This is a genomic window from Nakamurella deserti (assembly GCF_003260015.1).
Classification (GTDB): domain Bacteria; phylum Actinomycetota; class Actinomycetes; order Mycobacteriales; family Nakamurellaceae; genus Nakamurella; species Nakamurella deserti.
This window is the reverse complement of the sequence record NZ_QCXS01000002.1, coordinates 2,402,594-2,425,047: the sequence shown is the minus strand read 5'-3', so window position 1 is coordinate 2,425,047 and position 22,454 is coordinate 2,402,594. Positions and strand designations below refer to the sequence as shown.

Annotated in this window: 21 protein-coding genes; 12 read left to right on the top strand and 9 right to left on the bottom strand. The window is 73.0% G+C overall.

The window, feature by feature from the left end:
- Positions 1-58: 58 nt before the first annotated feature.
- Positions 59-862 (top strand): sugar phosphate isomerase/epimerase family protein, encoded by an 804-nt coding sequence (locus DB033_RS11035; protein ID WP_111767423.1) that lies wholly within the window; start codon positions 59-61, stop codon positions 860-862.
- A gap of 3 nt (positions 863-865) precedes the next feature.
- On the opposite strand, the gene DB033_RS11030 is transcribed toward DB033_RS11035, so the two are convergent.
- Together DB033_RS11030 and DB033_RS20680 are read right to left on the bottom strand one after the other, a co-directional pair.
- Positions 866-1,357, bottom strand: a complete 492-nt coding sequence (locus DB033_RS11030) for a ribonuclease H family protein (RefSeq protein WP_157970631.1) — start codon at positions 1,355-1,357, stop codon at positions 866-868.
- A gap of 61 nt (positions 1,358-1,418) precedes the next feature.
- The gene (locus DB033_RS20680) at positions 1,419-1,643 is read right to left on the bottom strand and encodes a hypothetical protein (RefSeq protein WP_157970630.1); all 225 of its coding nucleotides are present in this window, start codon (positions 1,641-1,643) and stop codon (positions 1,419-1,421) included.
- Between the two features lie 402 nt (positions 1,644-2,045).
- On the opposite strand from DB033_RS20680, the gene DB033_RS11025 reads away from it, so the two are divergent.
- From DB033_RS11025 to DB033_RS11000, 6 genes are all read left to right on the top strand, one after another.
- A complete protein-coding gene (locus tag DB033_RS11025) occupies positions 2,046-2,267 on the top strand; it encodes a hypothetical protein (RefSeq protein ID WP_111766709.1) in 222 nt (73 codons plus the stop codon).
- Between the two features lie 58 nt (positions 2,268-2,325).
- A complete protein-coding gene (cysS, locus tag DB033_RS11020) occupies positions 2,326-3,714 on the top strand; it encodes a cysteine--tRNA ligase (protein ID WP_111766708.1) in 1,389 nt (462 codons plus the stop codon).
- A 44-nt stretch (positions 3,715-3,758) separates the two neighbouring features.
- The gene (rlmB, locus tag DB033_RS11015) at positions 3,759-4,730 is read left to right on the top strand and encodes a 23S rRNA (guanosine(2251)-2'-O)-methyltransferase RlmB (protein WP_111766707.1); all 972 of its coding nucleotides are present in this window, start codon (positions 3,759-3,761) and stop codon (positions 4,728-4,730) included.
- 35 nt (positions 4,731-4,765) lie between these two features.
- A complete protein-coding gene (locus DB033_RS20675) occupies positions 4,766-5,533 on the top strand; it encodes a lipoate--protein ligase family protein (protein ID WP_157970629.1) in 768 nt (255 codons plus the stop codon).
- A 72-nt stretch (positions 5,534-5,605) separates the two neighbouring features.
- On the top strand, positions 5,606-7,078 hold the full coding sequence (locus DB033_RS11005; RefSeq protein WP_111766706.1) for an AAA family ATPase: 1,473 nt from the start codon (positions 5,606-5,608) through the stop codon (positions 7,076-7,078).
- 65 nt (positions 7,079-7,143) lie between these two features.
- A complete protein-coding gene (locus tag DB033_RS11000; protein ID WP_111766705.1) occupies positions 7,144-7,551 on the top strand; it encodes a DUF3224 domain-containing protein in 408 nt (135 codons plus the stop codon).
- A gap of 22 nt (positions 7,552-7,573) precedes the next feature.
- Here DB033_RS11000 and DB033_RS10995 read toward each other — a convergent pair whose 3' ends face one another.
- From DB033_RS10995 to DB033_RS10975, 5 genes are all read right to left on the bottom strand, one after another.
- On the bottom strand, positions 7,574-8,089 hold the full coding sequence (locus DB033_RS10995; protein ID WP_111766704.1) for a GNAT family N-acetyltransferase: 516 nt from the start codon (positions 8,087-8,089) through the stop codon (positions 7,574-7,576).
- A gap of 43 nt (positions 8,090-8,132) precedes the next feature.
- Positions 8,133-9,002 (bottom strand): metal ABC transporter permease, encoded by an 870-nt coding sequence (locus DB033_RS10990; protein ID WP_420814060.1) that lies wholly within the window; start codon positions 9,000-9,002, stop codon positions 8,133-8,135.
- An 11-nt stretch (positions 9,003-9,013) separates the two neighbouring features.
- The gene (locus tag DB033_RS10985; RefSeq protein WP_111767420.1) at positions 9,014-9,850 is read right to left on the bottom strand and encodes a metal ABC transporter ATP-binding protein; all 837 of its coding nucleotides are present in this window, start codon (positions 9,848-9,850) and stop codon (positions 9,014-9,016) included.
- 128 nt (positions 9,851-9,978) lie between these two features.
- Positions 9,979-10,935 (bottom strand): metal ABC transporter solute-binding protein, Zn/Mn family, encoded by a 957-nt coding sequence (locus DB033_RS20670; RefSeq protein ID WP_157970628.1) that lies wholly within the window; start codon positions 10,933-10,935, stop codon positions 9,979-9,981.
- 168 nt (positions 10,936-11,103) lie between these two features.
- Positions 11,104-12,201, bottom strand: a complete 1,098-nt coding sequence (locus DB033_RS10975) for an ABC transporter ATP-binding protein (RefSeq protein ID WP_111766703.1) — start codon at positions 12,199-12,201, stop codon at positions 11,104-11,106.
- Positions 12,202-12,473: 272 nt separating this feature from the next.
- Here DB033_RS10975 and DB033_RS10970 point away from each other — a divergent pair, with 272 nt between their 5' ends.
- Together DB033_RS10970 and DB033_RS10965 are read left to right on the top strand one after the other, a co-directional pair.
- Positions 12,474-13,550 carry a LacI family DNA-binding transcriptional regulator gene (locus DB033_RS10970; protein ID WP_111766702.1) on the top strand — a complete coding sequence of 359 codons (1,077 nt, stop codon included), beginning with the start codon at positions 12,474-12,476 and terminating at the stop codon, positions 13,548-13,550.
- A 16-nt stretch (positions 13,551-13,566) separates the two neighbouring features.
- Positions 13,567-13,755, top strand: coding sequence for a hypothetical protein (locus tag DB033_RS10965; protein WP_111766701.1), 189 nt, complete (start codon positions 13,567-13,569; stop codon positions 13,753-13,755).
- Between the two features lie 380 nt (positions 13,756-14,135).
- Here the strand turns inward: DB033_RS10965 and DB033_RS10955 are convergent, their stop codons facing one another.
- Both DB033_RS10955 and DB033_RS10950 read right to left on the bottom strand, forming a co-directional pair.
- Positions 14,136-16,448: a bifunctional alpha,alpha-trehalose-phosphate synthase (UDP-forming)/trehalose-phosphatase gene (locus tag DB033_RS10955; RefSeq protein ID WP_420814032.1), complete on the bottom strand. Its 2,313-nt coding sequence runs from the start codon at positions 16,446-16,448 to the stop codon at positions 14,136-14,138.
- A gap of 103 nt (positions 16,449-16,551) precedes the next feature.
- The gene (locus DB033_RS10950; RefSeq protein WP_111766700.1) at positions 16,552-17,124 is read right to left on the bottom strand and encodes a peptide deformylase; all 573 of its coding nucleotides are present in this window, start codon (positions 17,122-17,124) and stop codon (positions 16,552-16,554) included.
- Positions 17,125-17,356: 232 nt separating this feature from the next.
- Between DB033_RS10950 and efeU the strand changes: the two genes are divergently transcribed.
- From efeU to efeB, 3 genes are all read left to right on the top strand, one after another.
- On the top strand, positions 17,357-19,015 hold the full coding sequence (gene efeU / locus DB033_RS10945; protein ID WP_111766699.1) for an iron uptake transporter permease EfeU: 1,659 nt from the start codon (positions 17,357-17,359) through the stop codon (positions 19,013-19,015).
- 63 nt (positions 19,016-19,078) lie between these two features.
- Complete coding sequence (gene efeO / locus DB033_RS10940; RefSeq protein WP_111766698.1) at positions 19,079-20,344, top strand: iron uptake system protein EfeO; 1,266 nt, start codon at positions 19,079-19,081, stop codon at positions 20,342-20,344.
- Positions 20,345-20,415: 71 nt separating this feature from the next.
- Complete coding sequence (gene efeB / locus DB033_RS10935; RefSeq protein WP_111766697.1) at positions 20,416-21,807, top strand: iron uptake transporter deferrochelatase/peroxidase subunit; 1,392 nt, start codon at positions 20,416-20,418, stop codon at positions 21,805-21,807.
- Positions 21,808-22,454 lie beyond the last annotated feature (647 nt).

Here is a 22,454-nt window from a genome sequence, read left to right as displayed (position 1 = left end):
GGCCCGCTCCCGTTCCGGCTAGCCTGGGCAGCCGGGCGTGGATCAGGGGGTGGCACGGGTGAACGGCACGGTCCCCATCGGTCTGTCCACCGCATCGGTCTACCCGGAGTCGACGGCGACGGCGTTCCGGCGGGCCGCCGAGCTCGGTTACGACGGCGTCGAGGTGTTCGTCTGGACCGACTCCACGAGCCGGTCCGCCGACGAGCTGGACGCGCTGATGCAGACCTACCAGCTGCCGGTCATCTCGGTGCACTCGCCGTGTGTGCTGATGACCAGCCGGGTGTGGAGCACCGACCCGGTCGCCAAGCTCGCGCGGTCCGTCGACCTGGCCGAGACGCTCGGCGCGTCGGTCGTCGTCACGCACCCGCCGTTCGTCTGGCAGCGCCAGGCCGGTGCCGACTTCTCCGCGATCGTGGCGGAGCTGCAGTCCCGCACCGACGTCCGCATCGCCGTGGAGAACATGTTCCCGGCCCGCGTCCGGGGGCAGGAGGTGTCGACGTACCGGCCGCACTGGGACCCGTCCGTCGGAACCGGGCACGCCTGGTACACCCTCGATCTGTCGCACACCGCGACCGCCGGGGTGGACGCGTTGACGATGGCTGACCGGATGGGGGAGCGGATGACCCACCTGCACCTGACCGACGGCACCGGTTCCGCGCTGGACGAGCATCTCGTGCCGGGGCGCGGTGGCCAGCCGTGCGGCGAGTTGCTGGAGCGGTTGGCCCGCACCGGTTTCGACGGCACCGTGGTGGTGGAGATCAGTACCCGCAAGGCGACGCCGGCGGCACGCGAACTCGACCTCGCGGAGGCGCTGGGTTTCGCCCGGCTGCACTGGGCGCCGGGTCCGGTCGTCCCGGGCTGACCGTCAGACGGTGGTGAGCAGCCGGTCGATGCAGCCGGCCGGGCCGGTGTCCACGGCGGAGCCGTCACGGGTGGCGGCCGCGGCCGCACCGCACTTGACGTCGGCCAGCTCGTTGAGGACGTGACCGCGGTGGCCGCGGACGTGCTCGAAGGTGATGTCGCGGTCGGTCATCAGGAACGCGATGTACTCGATGAGATCGCGGTTGCTGACCGGCTTCTTGGCCGAGTTGACCCAGTTGTTGCGTTTCCAGGCCGGCAGCCATTCGGTGAGGCACTTGATCGCGTAGAGGCTGTCGCTCTGGATGTGCAGCGGGCGGTCGGCCGGGAAGGCGCGGACGGCCTCGCCGACGGCCTGCAGCTCCATCCGCTGGTTGGTGGTGCTCGGGTTGCCGCCGGCCGCCCAGCAGGTCGGTGACACCACCCAGGCCCAGCCGCCGGGCCCCCCGGGATTGGACAGGCAGGATCCGTCGGTGGCCAGGACGATGCGGGACGACACCCGGGTCAGGGTAGTGGCTCTGTCGCGGCGATCGGCCCGCCCCGGCGGGGTGCGGCCGGGTTCAGGCCCGGCGTACGGCGTTCTGGTTGACCGTCCGGAGCAGTTCGAGGACGGCGTCGGCGACCACGAGCTGGTCCGATTCCACCTCGGGCGGCCGGACGACGCCGGTGTGCACCGGGGCCGGCACGAACGGACGGTGCGGCCGGCGGGCCGGGATCGCGGCGTCATGCGGCTGCAGGTTCCCGGCGGCCGGGTGGTGTGGTGCGACGAACGGTGAGGTGGTCATGGAGGCCTCCGGCTCGCTCCCCGAGGGGTGTGAAGGGTGGAAGGGGCGGGTGGTGGGAACGGCAGGATCAGGGACGGACGGAGCGCCCGTGACGGAGTCCGGTGCAGCGTCCGCAGGCACCACGGTGGTCGACGACGGACCGTCGGTCTCGGCTCCGGGGCGTGCGGTCGACCCGGCAACCTGATGCACTGACTGTAACGCGGGACACATCAATTGCACAGGGTGAAGTCGGAGCGGGTTTCCGTCACGCACGGTCACGTATCGGGCGGTGCGGGCGGTGTCCGTTCGGCCCTGCCGTGGAGTGCGTCGCATCCGCCCGGGCGGTCGTTACGCAGTGCCCACCGATCCGGACACAATTAACCGGCCGTTCACATCGGCCCCCGTCCCCGTGGGAGGACCGCCGTGACCGCCGCAGCTGCCGCCGCCGACGACGCCCTCGACCGGCTCTGGGGCGACTTCTTCCGACTCCGGGCCGCGGTGGACTCGGGGATGCGGGAGCCGCCGGAGGTGCTCGTCGAGCTGCGGGCACTGCACGCGGCCGCCGGCACCACCGGTTCTTCCCACGTGCCGGTGTTCCGGGCCGAGGTGCGCGCCGAGATCACCCGTGTCAAGGGCGCCGGCTGAGCGGCCCGACGATGCTCGACCCCCCGGGGGCGACGGGGTGAGCCGGTAAGGTTCCCACGTGCCCCTTTCCCTCTACGACACCGCGACCCGGTCGGTGCGGACCTTCGAGCCGCTCGTCCCCGGCACCGTCTCGATGTACGTGTGCGGGGCCACCGTGCAGAGCGCCCCGCACATCGGGCACACCCGCTCGAGCCTGGTCTTCGACGTACTGGCGCGGTGGCTGACGCACCGTGGGCTAAACGTCGTCTACGTCCGCAACGTCACCGACATCGACGACAAGATCCTCACCAAGGCCGCCGCCGCCGGCCGGCCGTGGTGGGAGTGGGCCACCACGTACGAGCGGGTCTTCAACGACGCGTACGACACCCTGGGGTGCCGCAAGCCGTCGGTGGAGCCGCGGGCCACCGGGCACATCCCGCAGATGATCGCGATGATCGGCGAGCTGGTCGCCGACGGCCACGCCTACGCCGCCGACGGCGACGTCTACTTCGCCGTCCGGACGCTGGACAGCTACGGCGCGCTCTCCGGCCAGAAGCTCGACGAACTCAGCCAGGGGGAGTCCGCGGCCACGGGCAAGCGCGACGCGTCCGACTTCACACTGTGGAAGGCCGCCAAACCGGGCGAGCCGTTCTGGGACTCACCGTGGGGCCCGGGCCGGCCGGGCTGGCACATCGAGTGCTCGGCGATGGCCCGCACGTACCTGGGTCCGCGGTTCGACATCCACGGTGGCGGGCTGGACCTGGTGTTCCCCCACCACGAGAACGAGCGGGCCCAGTCCGTCGGGGCCGGTGACGACTTCGCCAACTTCTGGATGCACCACCACTGGGTCACCCTGGCCGGCGAGAAGATGAGCAAGTCGCTCGGCAACACCGAGACGGTTCCGGCGATCACCGCCCACACCCGGGCGATCGCGTTGCGCTTCTATCTGATCAGCGCCCACTACCGGTCGCCCATCGAGTACTCACAGGACGCCCTCGACGACTCGGTCACCTCGTTCGACCGCATCGAGGCCTTCCTGCGGCGGGTCGCCGACCGGGTCGGCGAGGTGGGGCTCGATGAGCTGCCGGCCGACTTCGTCACCGCGATGGACGACGACCTGCACGTGCCGCGTGCGCTGGCGGTGGTGCACGAGCACACCCGGCGGGGCAACACCGCGCTGGAGGCCGGTGACCGGGCGGCGGCGCTGCAGCACGCGGTGGCGGTCCGGTCGATGCTGGCCGTCCTCGGCACCGACCCGTTCGACGCCCAGTGGGCGGCCGGCGGCACCGACCAGGGGCTGCTGGCGGCGACCGACGCGCTGGTCAACGGTCTGCTCGCGCAGCGCGCCGCGGCCCGCGCCGTCAGGGACTTCGCCACCTCCGACCGCATCCGCGACCAGCTCGCGGCGGCCGGGTTCGTCGTCCAGGACAGCCGTGACGGCGCCACCTGGTCGCTCGTCGGCCACTGACCCGCACTCCCACACGTAGTCGCAGCACCGACGGAAGAACTGACATGGCAGGCAATTCGCAGCGCAAGGGCGCTGTCCGCAAGTCCGGCAGCAAGAAGGGCATGGTCGTCGGCTCCGGCGGCCAGGCCCGTCGTGGCCTGAAGGGCCGCGGCCCGACGCCGCCGGCCGAGGAACGCTCGTACCACCCGGCGGCCAAGCGCGCCGTCCGCGCCGCCAAGGCCGAGGCCCGCGGCGGCGGCACCCGCCGCGCCGCCCGCACCGGCAAGGGCGAACTGCCGGAGACCGTCATCGGCCGCAACCCGGTGGTGGAGGCGCTCCGGGCCGGGGTGCCCGCGACGGCGCTGTACGTCGCGCAGGGGCTGTCGGCCGACGAGCGGGTCACCGAGGCGGTGCACGAGGCCGCCGACCGCGGTATCGCGCTGCTGGAGATCAGCCGCGGCGAGATGGACCGGTTGACCGGCAACGGCATCCACCAGGGGCTCGCGCTGAAGGTGCCGCCGTACGACTACGCCCACCCGGAGGATCTCGTGGCCGCGGCGGCCGCGTCCGGCACCCCGCTGCTGCTGGTGGCCGTGGACGGCGTCACCGACCCCCGCAACCTGGGCGCCATCGTCCGGTCGGCGGCGGCGTTCGGCGCCCAGGGGGTCGTGGTGCCCGAGCGGCGCTCGGCCGGTATGACGGCGTCGGCCTGGCGGACCTCGGCGGGCACCGCGGCCCGGATCCCGGTGGCGCGCTGCACCAACCTGGTGCGCACCCTCAAGGACTTCGCCGCCACCGGCGCGATGATCGTCGGTCTGGACGCCGACGGCACCACCACCACCGACGACTTCGAACTGGCCACCGGCCCGCTGGTGATCGTCGTCGGCTCAGAGGGCCGCGGACTGGCCCGGCTCACCATCAGCGCCTGCGACGCCACCATCTCGATCCCGATGGCCCGTGCGGTGGAGTCCCTCAACGCCTCCGTCGCCGCCGGGGTGGTCCTCGCCGAGGTCGCCCGCCGACGTCGGCAGGACTGACCGGACCGGTCGGGGACCGACTTCGCAGACGTGCGGTGACCACACCCGATCCGCTGACCCTGGTCCGCGATCCGGTGTCGCGTGATCCGTTGCGTGACATCGCCCTCGGGCCGGCGTGGATGCGGCTGGTCGCCGAACGGGGCGAGGGTGCCACGCTGCGGCTCTACCGGCCGCGGCCGACGGTGGCCTTCAGCGCCCGTGACTGCCTCACACCCGGGATCGGCGAGGCGGTCCGCACCGTCCGGGCGGCCGGCTTCGCCGCGGTGCGCCGTGGCCCCGGCGGCCGGGCGACGGCCTACCACCCGGGGTGCCTCGGCCTGGACCACGTGTCGGCCGCGCCGCGCGGAGCCATCGACATCCGGGCCCGGTTCGCCGACTTCGGGGAGCTCCTCGCCGGTGCCCTGCGGCAGCTCGGCGTGCCGGCCGGCGTGGGCGAGGTGCCGGGCGAGTACTGCCCCGGTGAGTTCAGCGTGCACGACGGCGGCGGCCGCAAGCTCGTCGGCACCGCCCAGCGGCTGGTTCCCGGTGGCTGGCTCTTCAGCTCGATGATCGTGGTGACCGACGCGGCTGCCGTCCGCGACGTCCTGGAGCCGGCCTACCGCCACCTGGGCCTGAGCTGGCGGCCGGAGACCGTCGGCGCCGTCGAGGACACCGTGTCCGGCACGCCGGTGGAGGCCGTCGCGGACGCCGTCGTCGCGGCCTACGGCGCGCGCTACGACCTGGTCGCCGGGACGGTGCCCGCCGCGGTGCCCCTCGCCGCGGAGGCCGCCGTCGACCGGCACCGCACCCCCGAACCCGGCTGACCGGTCTTGGAAGGTGAGCGGTCACCGGTCACCGGTACGGTGAGCGCCATCGCGCATCGAGGGGGCCCGCAGATGACCGCATCCGAGGACGACGCACGCGCGTTCGCCCGTCGCTACGTCGCCTTCCTCGAGTGGGTGCACCAGGCGGCCGACCCCGGCGTCGGCCGCCGGGTCACCGAGTTGCTGGTCGGTCACCTGGGCGAGGAGCGTCGACACGCCTCGGTCGTCGCCCGCGACCTCCCGCCGTACGAACAGGTCAACGTCCAGACCGCACTGGATGCCTGGACGACGTCACCGGGCCGCACGGTGGCGGTGCACGGGCTGGCTCTGCCGCCGCACTACGGCGGCGTCACCCTCAGCCAGCTGCTCAGCGGGGAGGGTCTGCCGCCGCTGCGACTGTCCGCGCCCGACCTCGTCGACCTGCCGAACGGACCCGGCAGCACGCTCGCGTGCCTGCGCACCGGCCTGCTGCTCGTCACCGACAGCCGCGGGCCCTACGTGCTGATGGTCCGCGGACCCGAGCCGCACCAGCAACCCACCCTGACCCTGGAGGTGGTGGGGCTGTCGGTGGCCGCGGCGCAGGCTGTGCAGCAGGAGCTCGTCGAGCTGGCGACCGCGCTCAACGTGTACCGCGGACACGTGCTGGAACTCGTGGCCGACAACCAGGGCGGGCTGTCGATCGCCTTCGTGTCGCTACCGGAGACCCGACGGGAGGACGTGGTGCTCCCCGAAGCGGTGCTGCGCCGCGTGGAACGGCACACCGTCGACATGGCGGGCCTGCGCGACCGGATGCGGGCCGCCGGCCAGCACCTGAAGCGGGGGCTGCTGCTGTACGGGCCGCCGGGTACCGGCAAGACACACACGGTGCGCTATGTCGTCGGTCGGCTGACGGGCTACACGGTGCTGCTGCTGTCCGGTCGGTCCCTGCACCTCATCGGGTCGGTGGCCCCGTTGGCCCGGACGCTGCAGCCGGCGGCGGTGGTGCTGGAGGACGTCGACCTCGTCGCCGAGGACCGCGGATACGGACCCGGCCCCAGCCCGGTGCTGTTCGAGCTGCTCGACGTGATGGACGGGGCCGCCGCCGACGCGGACCTCGTCTTCCTGCTGACCACCAACCGCGCGGACCTGCTCGAGCCGGCCCTCGCCGCCCGGCCCGGCCGGGTCGACGTCGCCGTGGAGATCGGCCTGCCCGACGCCGACGCCCGTCGCCGGTTGTTCGCGGTGTACGGGGCACGGGTGCCGATGCGTGTGTCCGACGCCGACGTCGACCGGGTGGTCGAGCGGACCGGGGGGATGACGGCGTCGTTCGTGAAGGAGCTGCTGCGCCGGGCCGTGCTGGAGTCGCTCACCCGCACCGACGGGGAACCCGGGGCGGCCGTGGTGCACGGCGCCGACCTCGACGCGGCGCTGGACGACATGCTGGACGCCACCCAGGAGGTCACCCGGGCGCTGCTGTCCGGTCGGCCCGGAGGCGACCGGACAGCTCAGGGTCACGGTGGCTTCGGACCCGTGCCCGGTCTCGCGCCGCCGGCCTGGAGCGGCTGACCGGCGGGCGTCCGACCGCAGGTCCCGCCGGGCACTGTCGGTGCCCGGACCTAGGGTTCGACGACATGACAACCGCCAGTGCCGAGGGCACGTTCACCGTCTCGCAGTTCGTCCCGACCGACCACGTCCCCGGGATCGTCACGGCCCTCGGGGTCGGCCACGCCCACATGGTGAAGACCTTCACCGGAGCGGTCGAGGGGCGGTCGGAGACGCAGTTCAGTTACGCCTTCTCCGAGGAGACGGGCACCGGCACCTACGTGGCTCTGGAGTCGTTCGAGGGCAGCGTCGACGGGCGTCGCGGCACCCTCAACCTGGCGCACTCGGCGACCACGGACGGGGTGACCCGGAGCAATGAGTTCTTCCTCATCGTGCCGGGCAGCGGTACCGGAGAGCTGGCCGGAATGACCGGTGGCGGGGCGCTCGTGATCGACGGCGACACCGAGCGGTTCCGGCTGGACTACACCGTCGGCTGAGCGACGCCGCCGGGCACGGCCGTCAGCCCGCGGGCGCGTCCTGGCCGGGGTCGAGCAGCAGCTGCATGATGGTGATGTCCAGCCAGCGTCCGTATTTGGTGCCGACCTGCCGCACGCTGCCGCAGACCTCGAACCCCAGCCGCTCGTGCAGTCGGATCGAGCCGGCGTTGCCGGCCTCGATGTCGGCGACCATCACGTGGAAGCCGGCCGCCCGCGCCCGCGCGACGAGAGCGGTCAGCAGGGCCGACCCGATGCCGGCGCCCTGGTGGCCGTCGCGCACGTAGACCGAGTCGTCCACGGTCAGCCGGTAGCCGTTCTTCTTCCGCCAGGTCCCGAAGCTCGCGTACCCGACGACCCGGTCGTCCACCTCGGCCACCAGCACCGTGTGCCCGGCGGCCGCGTGGTCGGCCAGGTAGGCCTGCCGTTCGGCCAGGGTCTCCAGCCGGTCGGTGAAGATGGCCGTCGACCGGGTCACCGCGGCGTTGTGGATCTCCAGGATCGCCGCGGCGTCGTCCGGCCGGGCCACGCGGATGTCCATCGTCGACCGCCGTCCGGTACCGAGGAGAAGGGACAGCAGTCTCTCAGGCCGGGACGGCCACGCGCGCCCGGGCACCCCAGCCGCGCCGGGTCCGGCGACGGCCGATCAGCCGGCACACCAGGTAGATGAGGAACGACAGGGTCGTGACGTACGGGCTGATCGGCAGTCCCGGCGACAGCGCCAGCAGCACGCCGCCGACGGCGGAGGTGGTCGCGAAGAGGACGGACAGCAGCGTCACCCGGAGCGGGGACGCCGTGACCCGGGACGCCGCCGCGGTCGGCGTGATGAGCAGCGACAGCACCAGCAGCGCCCCGATGATCTGCACCGCCATCGCCACGGTCAACCCGAGCACCACCATGAACGCCGGTCCGAGCAATCCCATCCGTACGCCGCGGGCGACCGCCACGTCCGGGTCGACGGACCCGAAGAACAGCGGCCGCCACAGCAGCGTCATGGCCCCGATGACCAGCACCGCGACGACGGCGAGCACCCCGAGGGCCTCGCCGGTGACCGCGCTCGGCTGCCCGACGAGGGCTCCGAACTTGTTCGCCGTCCGCCCGCTGTACAGCGAGGCGAACAGCACGCCGAGACCCAACCCGAACGCCATCACGACGCCGATCGCGGAGTTCCGCTCACGGGCGCGCACCCCGAGCAGGCCGAAGGTCATCGCGGCGATGAGCGAGCCGACCAGCGACCCGCCGACCACCGAGACCCCCAGCAGCAGCGCCGCGGCCGCGCCGGTGAACGACAGTTCGGCGATGCCGTGGACGGCGAAGGCCAGGTCCCGGGCCTGCACCATCGGCCCGACGACGCCGGCCATGATGCCCATCAGCACCGCCGCCGCCAGGGACAGGGTCACGAGCGGGAGCAGATCCCAGAAGTCGGTGAAGGAGAGGAACCGGCCGAGGCCCACGGCGTCGCCGGTCACGCGGCGTCCCCGTGGTCGTGGTGGTGCGGTTCCTGTTCGACGCCGAGCACCATCAACCGGCCGGCGACGGTGACCACCTCGACGTGCGCCTGGTAGAGGTCACTGAGCACCTCGGTGCACATGACCTCGGCGGGGGTGCCGATGCGGAAGCGGCCGTTGGCCAGGTACAGCACCCGGTCGACCTTGTCCATGATCGGGTTGATCTCGTGGGTCACGAACAGCACGGCCGTGCGGGTGGCCCGCCGGCGTTCGTCGATCAGCTCGCTGACCGACCGCTGGTGCGACAGGTCCAGCGACAGCAGCGGTTCGTCGCAGAGCAGCACGTCCGGATCGGTGATGAGGGCCTGGGCGATGCGCAGCCGTTGCTGCTCACCACCGGAGAGCAGCCCGACGGGGGCGTCGGCGTAGGACAGCGCACCGACCTCTGCCAGCGCCCGGTCCACCCGGGCCTTCCGGCTCCGGGTCGGCCAGGCGACGCCCCACCGGTGCCCGTCGATCCCGAAACCGACGAGGTCGCGGGCACGCAGCGGCAGCCCCGGATCGAAACTCTTCTGCTGCGGGACGTAGCCGATCCGCGGCGAGCCGCGACGGACCTGGCGTCCGCCGACCTCGACGGAGCCACCGGCCAGGGCGGTCTGCCCGAGCAGCACCCGCAACAGCGACGTCTTCCCCGCGCCGTTGGGGCCGAGGACGGCGACGAACTCGCCGGGGGAGACGTCCAGGTCCAGGCCGTCCCACAGCACGTGGTCGCCGTAGGCCAGTCGAGCGCCCCGCAGCGACACCGCGGACGTACCCGGCGGGCCGCTCGGCGGCCGGTCCGTCGTCGCAGTCATCTCGGTCACTGTTTCTACCACCCTGCCGTTCCGGTCACCGCCGCCGTGGGCGAGGCCGGCCCGGACGAGCCCGCCGTCGGCCCGGTCGCCGGGCCCACGCACCGCACCGGTGCGCAGCCCGGCACGGCTCACGCCGAGCCGCCGAGCGCGGTCGCGACCTCCGCCAGGTTGTCGCGCATCCAGGTCAGGTAGTCGTCGACGCCCGCCGGCAGCGTCTCGGTGACCCCGACGACGCCCACCCCGGCCGACTCGGCCGCGGCCACCAGCTGGTCGGTGACCGGACCGCCGGTCTGGGTGTTGTTGAACAGCAGGGTGGCGGTCTTGGACGTGATCAGCGCCTCGGTGTCGGCGAGGTCCTTGACCGAGACCTCGGACTCGGCCTCGACGGCCTCGGAGAACGACGGCGGGGTGACATCGGTGAAGCCCAGGGTCTGGATCAGGTAGCCCGGCACCGGCTCGGTGACGACGACCTCCGTGCCCGGGTGCTGGGCGCCCAGGGCGGCGACCTCGTCCTCGAGCGTGGCCAGCTCGCCGGTGAAGGTGGCGGCATTGGCGGTGAAGGTCGCGGCCTGCGCCGGATCGGCCTCACCGAGCCGGGCGGCAATCGCGTCGGCGACGGTGCCCACCGCGTCCAGATCGTAGAAGACGTGCTCGTTGAAGCCCTCGACCGAGGTGTCGAGGCCGGAGGCCTCGGTCGCGTCGATCATCGTCGGTACCGGGTCGAGCGAGTCGGCGGTGCTGACCGCCCAGTCGTCGTAGCCGCCGCCGTTGACGATGACCACGGCGGCCTGGCTCATGGCCAGCTTGACCTTCGGGCTCGCCTCGAAGGAGTGCGGGTCGGCGCTGGGGTCGTCGAGCACCGAGGTGACGGTGACGGCGTCGCCGCCGACCGCGCGGGCGACCGAGGCCCAGACGTTCGTCGAGGCGACCACGGACAGGCCGGCCGCTGCGGCGGTCCCCGCGCCGCCGGAGGTGGACGACGCGGCGGGTTCGTCGGACGACGACCCGCAGGCGGTGAGGAACAGCGCGCCGGTCAGCAGGGCGGCGGGCAGGGCGGAACGCAGTCGGATCACGGAAGCCTTCAATCAATAATGGGAACGGTTCCCATTAGATCAGGCGGTCGCCGGTCGGGGCAACTCCGCGTTCCGGTGCGGTGCCGGAGACACCGGAGAACGGCACAGGGCCGGGTCCCGGATGGCTCCGGGGCCCGGCCCTGTCAGGTCGGCGGCGTGGTCGCGGTCGACCGCCGCGGATCAGTGTCCGGCGGCCGCACCCAGACGCTCGCCCGTCTCCGGGTGGAAGACGTGGATGTTGTTCAGGTCGGTGACGTGCGCCTTGACGGTCGCGCCGCCGGTCAGTTGCACGCGGGCGTCGGCCCGGACCACCATCCGGTCGCCGTCGGGCGTGTGGCCGTGGACGAACGCGTCGGCGCCCAGCTCCTCGACCAGATCGACGATCACCGGCATGCCCTCGGAGGACAGCGTGACGGCCTCGGGACGGACGCCGAAGGTGACCTCGGTCAGGTTCGCGGCCTTGGCCTCGTTCCACACCTCGGCCTTGAGCGGCACGACCTCGCTGCCGAACTGCACGCCACCCTCGACGAGCCTGGCCTTGCAGAGGTTCATCGAGGGAGAGCCCATGAAGCCGGCGACGAAGACGTTGGCCGGGCGGTCGTACAGGTTGCGGGGGGTGTCGACCTGCTGGAGGAAGCCACCGGCCTGCAGGACGGCGACCCGGTGACCCATGGTCATGGCCTCGACCTGGTCATGGGTGACGTAGACGGTGGTGGTGCCCAGGCGGGCCTGCAGCTCGGCGATGTTCGCGCGGGTCTCGACGCGCAGCTTCGCGTCCAGGTTCGACAGCGGCTCGTCCATGAGGAACACGGAGGGCTCGCGCACGATGGCGCGGCCCATCGCGACGCGCTGACGCTGACCACCGGAGAGGGCCTTGGGCTTGCGGTCGAGGTACTGGACCAGGTCGAGCAGGCCGGCGGCCTCCTTGACCTTCTTGGCGATCTCGTCCTTGGCGACGCCGCGGAGCTTGAGCGCGAAGCCCATGTTGTCGGCGACGGACATGTGCGGGTACAGCGCGTAGGACTGGAACACCATCGCGATGTCGCGGTTCTTCGGCGGCAGGTTCGTGACGTCGCGGCCGCCGATGAGGATGCGGCCCTCGTTGACCTCCTCGAGGCCCGCGAGCATCCGCAGCGCGGTGGACTTGCCGGAGCCCGACGGGCCGACGAGGACGAGGAACTCGCCGTCGGCGATGTCGAGGTTGACCCGGTTGACCGCCTTCACCGGCGGGTTGCCCGGGTAGATCCGGGAAGCGTTCTCGTAGGTCACGTTGGCCATCGGGTGGTTCTCCTTCGTCGTTGAAAGCGGTCCGGTGTCCCGGTGCCCACGCGGGGGGCGGCACTGCACGGACACCCTGCGCTGTGTGCCGTCGCCCACAGCCCGCTGCCGTCCAGGCCACGGTAGCGGCCCCGGGGCGGGTTGCCAAGGGATCCGAGAAAACGATTTCTCGCAGCTCCGCGCCCGACGGCCGCGGACCAACCCGAAAGCGCGGCGGTCCACCCGAACGGCTCACCGCAGGAACGGGCCCCGCCGGGCGATAGCGTGGCGCCATGGACCGTTCACCCCGGCGGCGGCCGCCCGCGACCCTGGCGTCACTCGCGGCCGAACTGGGGATCTCCCGGACCACCGTCTCCAACGCCTACAACCGGCCCGAACAGCTGTCCGCGCAGCTCCGGACCCGGATCCTGGAGGCGGCCCGCGCCCTGGGCTACCCCGGACCCGACCCCGTCGCGCGGTCGCTGCGGACCAAACGGGCCGGGGCCATCGGCCTGGTGCTGGCGGACAAGGTGTCCTACGCCGTGCGTGACCCGGTCGCGATCGCGTTCCTCGAGGGACTCACCGAGGAGTGTGACCGGGCCCGGGTCGGGCTGCTGCTCGTGCCGGCCGATCCCGACGCCGAGGACGTCGCCGCCGTCGCCTCGGCCTCCATCGACGGCTTCGTGGCCTTCGCGATGGCGGACGAGGACCCGCACCTGGAAGCGGTGCTGGCCCGCGGCGTGCCCACGGTGATCTGCGATCAGCCGGTCGTCCCCGGCGTCGACTCGGTCGGCATCGACGACGAGCAGGCGATGCGCGCCGTCGCCGAGCACCTCCTCGCTCTCGGGCACCGGCGGATCGGGGTGGCCTGCATGCGGCTCGGCCGCGCGCACCGGGACGGTCCCGTCGATCTGGAACGCCAGCTGCGGGCCCGCTACCACGCGCAGCGCAACCGGCTCGCCGGGCTGCGGAGCGCGTTCGTCGAGGCCGGGGTGGCGTGGGACCGGATCCCGGTCGTCGAACGGTTCGACAACTCGGTCGAGGCGGGTGCCTCGGCGGCCGCCGAGCTGCTCGGTCTGGACTCGGGGTTGACCGCCATCATCACCACGTCGGACGTGCTGGCGTTCGGGGTGTTGCAGGAGCTCGAGCGGCGACACCAGCGGGTTCCGCAGGACGTCGCCGTCACCGGTTTCGACGGCGTCAAGGACGCGGTGGCCCGCGGCCTCACCACGGTCCACCAGCCGTTCGTGGAGAAGGGGCGCCGCGCCGGTCAGCTGCTGCTGGAGAAGAACCCACAGCCGGGCGGCCGCCGGGTCGTGCTGCCGACGGAGTTCCTGCCGGGCTCGACGACCGCGGCTCCGCGGACCTGAGCGGCGGCGACCGACGATGGGTGGGGCCGTGGTGGTGGCGGCCGGGGTGCCGGCCTTGGGGACGATGCTGGTCATCGCCGTGCTGGCGCTGGTCCTGGGCCTGGCGGCGCTCTGGCTCGCGCGCCGACACACCCGCCGGGAGGCCGACCGGCACCGGGCCCGGGACGCCGGCGCGGACCGGACGGACGGGCCGCCGCCGGTCTGAAGGCCGGCCCGGTCATCCTCGGCCGGCATCACCCGGGGCGGACACCACCCCCGGGTTCCCCTCGCCGGCCCGACGCCCCGCAGGCGGCCCCGGCGGTCCGACCCAGGCCGGCCCGACCCGCGCCGGCCCGAGCCGCGCCGGCCCGAGCCGCGCCGGCCCGACCTGCCCCGGGTCGACTCCCGCGCCGGCTGACCGTCGCCGTCCCCACCGCGCCGGTCCGACCCGCGCCGTCCCGACCCGCCCCGGACGAACCCGCGCCGGCTGACCGTCGCCGGCCAGACTCCGCCGGGCGACCGTCGCCGGTCCGACCCCGCCGGTCAGATGCTGCTACGGCCCCGCCGCGATCCCGGGGCCGGCGGAGGTCGACCTCCGCGGAGGCGTCAGTCCTCGTCGTCGACGTCGGCCGCGTTCGCGGCCAGCCGGCGGCTGACCCGTTGCCGGATGGACGTCAGCACGGTGAGCAGGTCGGCGACCGCTCCCGGGTCGGCGACCCGCACGTCGGCCGACGTGGTGCCGCCGCCGACCTTGATCCCGAGATCGCCGGGACGCAGCGCCCCGAACGCGTTCTCGTCGGTGATGTCGTCGCCGACGTAGATCACCGCGGTCGCGTGGTACTGCTTGCGCAGCGCCTCCACGGCCCGGCCCTTGTCGGTGGAGATGACGGTGAGCTCGAGCACCTGCTTGCCGCGCAGCAGGTGCACGCCGGGCCAGGTGGCCGGGCCGTCCTCCACCTCGGCCGCGACCGCGGCGGCGGCGCGTTCGGTGGCGCCGCGCAGGTGCACCGCCACGCCGGTCGGCTTGATCTCCAGCGTCACCCCGTGGTGTTCGGCGGCGATCTGCTGCAGCGACCGCAGCAGCTCGCCGAGCCGCTTGCGGGCGGTCGGGGTCAACTCCAGCGTGCCCTCGGCGGCCACATCGGCGTCGACGCCCTCGGCGCCGTGACTGCCGACCAGGTGCAGGTCGCTGACGTCGTCGTCCAGCAGCTCCGGCAGCAGCGCGCGGGCCCGGCCGGAGATGACGCACACCTCGGTGCCGGTCACCGAGGCCAACTGGTGCAGTGCCTCCATGGACCGCGGCAGCGGCCGCGCCGCCGCCGGGTCGTCGACGATCGGCGCCAACGTGCCGTCGAAGTCCACGGCCACCAGCAGCCGGGTGGTGCCCGCGACGTCGTGCATGGCCGTGAGCACGTCGGCGGGCAACCGGCCGGCGGCGTCGGTGAGCTGGTCGGGCTGGCCCTCCAGCACCGTGAGGTAGCGGCGCGCCCACTTGTCGACGTCGTTGACCAGGACATGGCGCCGCATCGAGCGCATCCGGCGGCGGGCCTCGGCCGGCGGCATCGTCAGCGCCGTCCGCAGCGCCTCCTTGACCCCGTCGGTGTCGTAGGGGTTGACCATCAATGCGGTCTTGAGTTCCTTGGCGGCACCGGTGAACTCGCTGAGCAGCAGCACCCCGCCGCCGTTCACCCGGGCCGCGACGTACTCCTTGGCCACCAGGTTCATCCCGTCGCGCAGCGGCGTCACGGTCATCACGTCGGCGGCCGCGTAGAACGCCGACAGGTCCTCGCGGGGGAGGGACTGGTGCAGGTAGTGCACGGCGGGGGCGCCGATCCGGCCGTAGTTGCCGTTGATCGCCCCGACCTGGCGCTCGATCTCCTCGCGCATCCGGATGTAGGACTCCAGCCGCTCCCGGCTGGGCGTCGCGATCTGCACCATCACGGTGCCCTCGACCGACGGGTCCTTCTCGGCGAGCAGCTCCTGGAACGCCTGCAGCCGGACGTTGATGCCCTTGGTGTAGTCGAGCCGGTCGACGCCGAGGATGATCCGCCGGGGGTTGCCCAGCTCGGCGCGCAGCTGCTTGGCCCGCTCCAGCACCTCCGGCTCGGCGGCCAGGTCGGCCAGCGCCGACGAGTCGATGGAGATGGGGAACGCGTCCACCCGGACGGTGCGTCCCTCGTAGAACAGCCGGTGTCCCTTGCCGGTGACGTCCACCAACGTGCGGGCGAGCCGCGCGAAGTTGCGGGCGCCGCCGGGCAGCTGGAAGCCGATGAGGTCGGCCCCGAGGAGGCCCCTGATGATCTGGGTGCGCCACGGCAACCGGTTGAACAGCTCGGCGGGCGGGAACGGGATGTGCAGGAAGAAGCCGATCCGGACGTCGCTGCGCAGCGCGCGCAGCATCGCCGGCACCAGCTGCAGCTGGTAGTCGTGCACCCACACCGTCGCGCCGGGCGCGGCCACCTCGGCCGCCCGGTCGGCGAAGCGCTGGTTCACCTCGACGTAGCGCTCCCACCAGTCCCGGTGGAACTCCGACCCGGCGACCGCGTCGTGGTAGAGCGGCCACAGCGTGCCGTTGGAGAAGCCCTCGTAGTACTGCTGCACCTCGTCGGCCGAGAGCGTCACCGGCTCCAGGGTCAGCTGGTCGGCGAGGACGGGTTCGAGGTCGTGGTCGGCCGTCCCGGTCCAGCCGATCCAGGCACCGGCGCGCCGGCTCAGGATCGGTTCGAGGGCGGTGACGAGGCCGCCGGGAGACTGGTGCGTGGTGGTCGTCCCGTCGGCGTGCTTCTCGATGTCGAACGGCAGCCGGTTCGCCACCACCACCATCGACGCGGTGGACCGGGCAGGACTCTCGGTGGCCGTCACGACCGCAACCCTATCGTCGTGCCCCCGACGGGTCGGCCGCCCGTCCGGATCGGCCACGGGCAAACCCGGGACGGCGCAACCGATCCGGCGGTCGGCGAGACGTCCCGGCGACGGATCGCCGGTCCGGTGGTGCCGGCCGTGGCGGCGGCGTCGCGCCTGCTCAGTGGCCGAACGGGTCCTCGTCCACCCCGGGCATCCAGGTCAGTCCGGGTCGGGTCCAGCCGTTGGCCTTGATCATCTTGCGAGCCGCGCGCAGGTGCCGGCCGATGAGGCGGTCGGTGTAGAGGAAGCCGTCGAGGTGGTCGACCTCGTGTTGCAGGCAGCGCGCGAAGAACCCGGTGCCCTCGACCTCGACGGGCTGGTTGTCGGTGTCGACGCCGGTGACCCTGGCCCAGGTCGCCCGGCCCGTGGGGTAGTTCTCGCCGGGCACCGACAGGCAGCCCTCCCAGTCGTCGTCCGGGTCGGGCATGGTCTCCGGTACCGGCGACGTGGTGATCGACGGATTGACGACGTACCCGCGGTGGCGCACCCCCTCGTCGTCGGGGCAGTCGTAGATGAACACCCGCCGGGGGTCGCCGACCTGGTTGGCGGCGAGCCCCGCGCCGTGCGCGGCGGTGTTGGTCTCGAACAGGTCGTCGACGAAGGTCTTCAACTCGTCGTCGAACACCGTCACCGGGGTCGTCGGGCGGTGCAGGACGGGTTCACCGCAGATCACGATGGGCCGGATGGTCATTCCCGGGAGCTTATCGCCCGGTCCGGCAGGGGTCCGGCGACACCGCAACAGGGTGGTCCGCGCCACCTTCCCGGGGCCTCGGTGGGCGTGAAAGGTTGTGTTAGCCTCAGCTCAGTGTTGTGTTAGCCTCAGCTCAGTTAGGGCTGCCTAAGGTCCGCTGACCGGCCCCGGGTGCCCCGGCCGGAGCGCGACCCGACCGGATGCCCCCGGTCGTAGCGGAAGCAGGGAACCCGTGCTCACCACGTTCGTCATCGGGCTGCGCGAAGGCCTCGAGGCCTCCCTCATCGTCGGCATCGTGGCCGCGTTCCTGCGTCGCAACGCGGGTGCCGACGCCTCCCGGGCACTGCGCCGGATGTGGGTCGGTGTCGGCGCCGCCGTCGCCATCTGCCTCGCCGGGGGCATCGCATTGTCGGCGGTCAACGCGCACCTGCCGCAGCGCCAGCAGGAGATGCTCGAGTGCATCGTCGCGGTCGTCGCCGTGGTGATGGTCACCTACATGATCCTGTGGATGAACAGCCACTCCCGGGGGCTGAAGGGCGAGCTCGAGACGGCCGCCGCGGGGGCGCTGGCCCGCGGCTCGTCCTGGGCGCTGGTGTCGATGGCCTTCCTGGCCGTGCTGCGCGAGGGCTTCGAGACCTCGGTGTTCCTGCTGGCGGCGTTCGGGGCGGCGGTGTCGCCGGTCGCCGCGGCCGGCGGCGTCGTGCTGGGCCTGGCCGTGGCCGTCGTGCTCGGATACCTCGTCTACCGCGGCGGCACCCGCCTCGACCTGTCCCGCTTCTTCCGCGTCACCGGCGTCGTGCTGGTGCTGGTCGCCGGAGGGCTGGTGATGTCGGCGCTGCAGGCCGCCCACGAGGCGGCCTGGCTCACCGTCGGCCAGCAGCCGGTCGCCGATCTCGGCCGGCTCGTGCGGCCGGGCTCGATCCAGGCGTCGCTCCTCGGTGGGGTGCTGGGCGTCCAGCCACAGCCGGTCGTCGTGCAGGTCGTCGCCTGGCTGCTCTACGTGGTGCCGATGCTGGCGATCGTGCTGTGGCCGCGCACCCGCCGACTGCGCCGGCCGGCCGCCGCGAAGCTCGTCCTGGGTGCCGGTGCCGGGCTGGCCGCGGTGGCGGTGCTCCTCGTCGCGCTGGTCCCCGCCGGCCCCGTCGGTACCTCGGCGGTGGACCTGGACGTGGTCGGTGTCGGCGCCGGCCGCGGCGCGGACGCCGACCGCAGCTACAGCGGGGTCACCGCCGTGACCGTGCGGCAGCTCACCGGTGCGAGTCTGCAGGCCACGGTCACCGCGACCGCCGACGCCGGTTCCGACGCGTCCTTCGCGGTCGGTGGCGACGTGACGATGACGCTGGCCGGCGCCGCCGTCGTCGACGGCGTGACCGTCAACCGGTACGAGGCCGCCGCACCGTCGACCGGGGGCGCCGGTGGCGCGCTGCCGGTCACGGTCTCCGGCGCCGACATCACCGCCCTCACCGGCGGGCGGTTACCCATCGGCCTGACCGGTGCCGACAGCTCCGCGGACCTGCCGGCCACCTGGCTCGACTCCTGGCGGGTGACGGTGAGCGTCGATCCCGCGTCCGGTGTCGTGCTCGACGCGCAGACGCGGCTGGTCCGCTCCCTGCAGGTGGTCAACTCCACCGGGGTCTCCGTCTCGGTCGGTGTCGTCGCCGACGTCACCACCGCCGCCACCCCGGCCGTGGCCGCCGGGCGGCTCGCCGCCGCGGCGGCGGGTGACGCCGCCCGGCAGCGGGCCGAGGTCTGGGGACAGGTCGTCCCCGCCCTGCTCGGCGTCGCCGCCCTGGTGCTGTTCGCCGCCGGCCTGCGGCTCGCGCTCCGCCGACCCGCCGCGCCGGCCGCACCGCCGCCGGTCCGCCGGCCGGAACCCGCCGGCACCCGCTGACCCCCCGGGCGCGCGCCCGGCGCCGCCCCGCTCCGCCCTGAACCCTGCAGAAAGAGTCCCGCCATGTCCTCCGCAACGTCGACCCGCCGCCGCGCACCCCGCCTGCGTACCGCCACCGCCGTCGCCCTCGCCGGCGTCGTGCTCGCCGGGTGTGGTTCCGCCGCGTCCGGAGCGTCCCCCGCGCCCGCCGCTGCGACGAGTACCGACGCCACGACGTCCGCGGCTCCGGCGGCCACCGGTCCGGCCGGGGAGGCCGTGGTGGCCGTCGCCGTCACCGACGCCGGTGGGTGCGTCGCCACCCCCGACACGGTCCCGGCCGGAGCGGTCACGTTCAACGTGACCAACGTCGACGCGGTCGGCGTGAGCGAGGTCGAACTGCTGTCGGACCAGCGCATCCGCGGCGAGCGCGAGAACCTGGCCCCCGGCTTCGACGCCACCTTCACCGCCACCCTCGACGGCGGCAGCTACGAGTTGTACTGCCCGGGCGCGAGCACCGACCGGACGCCGTTCACCGTGACCGGCGAGGCCGCCGTGAGCTCCGGGGACACCGCCGCGCTGCTGCAGCAGGCCACCGTGGACTACGCCGACTACATCGACTCCCAGGTCGGGTTCCTCACCGAGGCGGTCGCCGCTCTGCAGACCGCGATCGACGCCGGTGACCTGACCGCGGCGCAGAACGCCTACGCCGCCGCCCGCCCGTACTACGAGCGGATCGAGCCCGTCGCCGAGTCCTTCGGCGACCTCGACCCGGCCATCGACCTGCGCATCGGCGACGTCGGGGACCCCGCCGCCTGGACCGGCTTCCACCCCATCGAGCAGCTGCTGTTCGAGGGCGGGACCACGGTGGGTGCGGAGAAGCTCGCCGCCACCCTCGTCACCGACATCGGTGAGCTGCAGTCACGCACCGCGGAGCTGTCGGCCAACACCCGCGCCGACGCCGCCGACGGCGACCGCTACCTGGTCGACGAGGTCGCCAACGGCGCCGTGGCGCTGCTCGGCGAGGTGCAGGCCAGCAAGATCACCGGCGAGGAGGAGTTCTACTCCAAGATCGACCTGTTGGACTTCCAGGCCAACGTCGAGGGCTCGCTGCAGGCCTTCGCCGCCCTCAAGCCGGCGTTGAACGAGATCGACCCGGCCCTGGTGACCGACGTCGGCACCCGGTTCGACACCCTGCTCGCGCTGCTGGACACCCACCGCGACCCGGCCGCCGTCGGCGGGTTCACCCTCTACGACGACCTCACCGACGCCCAGATCACCGAGCTGTCCAACGCGCTGTCGACGGTCATCGAGCCGCTGTCGGTGGTGCCGTCCAAGATCGCCACCGCCTGACCGACCCGGTCCGGTTCCCCGCGGGACGTCTCCCCGGGGGCGCCACCGCACCACCCGACGAGGATGTGAGCATGACCAGCGAGCACGGGACGCCGACCCCCGCCGCCGGACCGGAGCCGACCGGATGTCCGGTGGGTCATCCGGCCGGCGGGGGCGGCACCGCCGGGGGCGCGTCGGATCCCCGCCGCGCCAGCCGCCGTCGCTTCCTCGGTGGCGCCGCCCTGACGGCGGCCGGCGCCGCCGCAGGTGTCGCGGCGTCGACGGCGCTGCGGGGTCCGTCGCCGGTGGCCACCGCGGCGCCGCTGACCCTGGCCGACCTCGACGCGTTGCGCGCCCAGGCCACCGTGCCGTTCTACGGGGAGCACCAGGCCGGTATCACCACCGCGCAGCAGGACCGGCTGATGTTCGCCTCCTTCGACCTGGTCACCGGGGACCCGGTCGCCGTGGCCCATCTGCTCGGCACCTGGGCGGCCATGGCCGCCCGGTTCACCGCCGGTCAGCCCGTCCGCTCCGGTGACGTGCGGCCGGAGCAGCCGCCGCCCGACACCGGCGAGGCCTCCGATCTGGGCCCCTACTCGCTCACCGTCACGGTCGGCTTCGGCCCCGGGATGTTCGACGAGCGGTTCGGGTTGGCCGCCAAGATGCCCGCGGCGTTGCGCCCGCTCGACCAGCTGCCGGGCGACTCCGTACTGCGGCCCGAGATCTCCGGCGGTGACCTGTGCGTGCAGGCCTGCGCGGACGACCCGCAGGTGGTGTTCCACGCGATCCGCAACTTCGCGCGGGCGGCCCGCGGGGTGGCCACCATGCGCTGGTCCCAGCTCGGGTTCGGCCGGGCGTCGTCCACCGGTGCCGGCCAGTCCACCCCGCGCAACCTGTTCGGTTTCAAGGACGGCACCAACAACATCCACGCCGACGACACCGCGGCCACCGCCGCGCACGTCTGGGTCGACGCCTCGACCGACCAACCGTGGATGGTCGGCGGGAGCTACCTGGTGGCCCGCAAGATCCGGATGGAGATCCAGTCCTGGGACGCGGCGCCGCTGGCCGACCAGGAACGCACCTTCGGTCGGGTCAAGACGACCGGCGCCCCGCTGTCGGGCGGCACCGAGTTCACCCCGCTGGACCTCGCCGCCGTGGCCGGCACCGGCAGCGGCCCGGCGATCGACGTCGCCGCCCACGCGCGGCTCGCCTCCCCGGAGGAGAACGGCGGCGTCCGGATGCTGCGCCGCGGCTACAACTACACCGACGGTCAGGACAGCCGAACCGGGCTGCTCGACGCCGGACTCTTCTTCATCTGCTTCCAGCGCGACGCCCACGAACAGTTCTCCGTGGTGCAGACCAGGCTGGGATCGTCGGACCTGATGAACGAGTACGTCGCGCACGTCAGCAGCGCGCTGTTCGCCGTGCCGCCCGGGTTGACCGGTCCCGGTGACTGGTACGGCAAGGCGCTCTTCGACCTCTGACGGGCCGCCGCCGCGCGGGCCACGACGTCCCGACGAACCGCCCGTCCGTCCGGAGAGCCGCCCACCGGGCTGCGGCGTTCGGGTGTCCCGACGTCCCGATGTCCCGGCGACCTGCTGTGCCGGTCGTCGCCGGAGACCGGTCCCTCCGCCCGGTTTTGTCGTCGGTGTCGAGACGCGAACTCCGGGTGGGTGCCTCTCACCGTTCGGACGATCCGCGTGACACCACCGCCTGCGTTGCGTCACCGATGCGGCACCTCGCTCATGCGTGCGCATCCTTCACCCCCTCGTCACGGGCGGTCCGGCCCCCTATGCTGGTTACTCATAGTGAGATGCCACAGCGAATTCATGGCATTCGGGTGCCTCGGGCGAGCTGAAGGAGTCAAACGCGGAGAAAAACTCGGCGAAGTGAGTGAATATCGGACATCGGCCCCGCTACTATAGGTCCGATAGTGTGATAGCAATCAACGAGTCGATCGCAGGTGTTCGGCGGAGTGATGCTGTGGACGGGACCGTGTCCCGCCCGACCGCGGGTTCCGCGGGGTGCTCCCGGAGGTGGTTGGTCCGGTGGCGCCGGCATCGGAGCGTCCTCGACACCGGTCGTCGGTTCTGCAGTCGGCTCAGTGCACAGCGCGAGAACAAGGGGAACC